Raw genomic sequence first — 1,271 nt, forward strand, 5'->3', positions numbered from 1 at the left:
AAATAGGAGGTTTTTAGCCTCCTAATGCTCTTTAAATACTGTTTATAAGTATTTTACCTTGTTCAATGACATCTATTCCATGTAAATCCAATCGAGACAAATGACTTAAAGAAATATATCCAATGAATGAAAGTATAAAATACTGAAACCCCTTCATTATAGGCTTAAATAGCGTATAAGGCTCTTTTTCTGTGGTTCTTGACCCTAGGCAGAAGGATATCAATAGAACTAAAAAAGACAAAACAGTAAGCCCTGAATGCAAAATAAAGAGTAACACCCAAGAGCTTCGTACTGTTTCAATAATGAAAGAAGACACGAACATCTCTTTTCCGTGGAGGTTATTTCTTTTTATATCAAGCCAAACAGAAGAGAAGACAACGCATAAACCACTAATAATAAGATAATTAATCATATGAATACTGATTTTAAAATTTTATCGACAATAGAATATTTTGATCTTTTAGAAGACATTTCTGTTTTAAGAGACAAAGATTCAATTGCTTTACTACTGGATAAACATTACGAGAAATACTCTCCTACAAATCCCAATTACATTAAATACTTATCTCAACATACCTATGCAATAAATTTAAATATAAAAGATGAGGAATCCGATTTAAGGATAAAGAATGGCGATTTCGTTATTGAAAAAGGGGATATAGCTTTAGGTTCAGAGTTTAATCCGTTTGCATATACAGAATTATGGATACATGAAAAAAATATAGAAACGTCTCAAAATAAGTTAGATACACTATTAGAAAGTGATAACCTTGATTTCAACTCTCTATTAATGGACAATTTAGTTCCAGAGATCTACGATGAAGATTATATCTCGGATATAGAACTATCAAAAATTGATTTAAGAAGAGCAAAAAGAATAGCTGAATCTTATAAGAAAGTTACAAAGAACCCTACAGACATAACCAAAAAGTTAGATCTTTTCATAAAATCAATAGATTTATCCTCTAAGGTGTTTAATTTTATCATTAAGCCATTAATATTGTTATTCTTGTCAATAATAATCTATTATTTCTACAATTAGAGGTTAAAAAGGACAGGTTTGGACAAAACACCCCACGTTTCGGACAGAATTCGGACAGCCACGGACACAAACGGACACGATTCCATCCCGAATGTACAAATCGTTTTAATCTGGCTTAAAAATAAAAAAGGCAAGAATCAGCCCTTACACTATTAAAAACGCCATTTTTTCCCCTTTTTTATTTTTCCCCTTTTTTTCTCCTTTGTTACTATTAGTTTTATCCCCCTTA

At 30.8% G+C, this 1,271-nt stretch carries 1 protein-coding gene; it reads left to right on the top strand.

Annotated features, from left to right (window positions below):
* The first annotated feature begins 412 nt into the window (after positions 1-412).
* The gene (locus PL77_RS29785; RefSeq protein ID WP_044213674.1) at positions 413-1,042 is read left to right on the top strand and encodes a hypothetical protein; all 630 of its coding nucleotides are present in this window, start codon (positions 413-415) and stop codon (positions 1,040-1,042) included.
* Positions 1,043-1,271: the final 229 nt, after the last annotated feature.

The organism is Flammeovirga sp. OC4 (genome assembly GCF_000812565.1).
In the GTDB taxonomy this organism is placed as follows: domain Bacteria; phylum Bacteroidota; class Bacteroidia; order Cytophagales; family Flammeovirgaceae; genus Flammeovirga.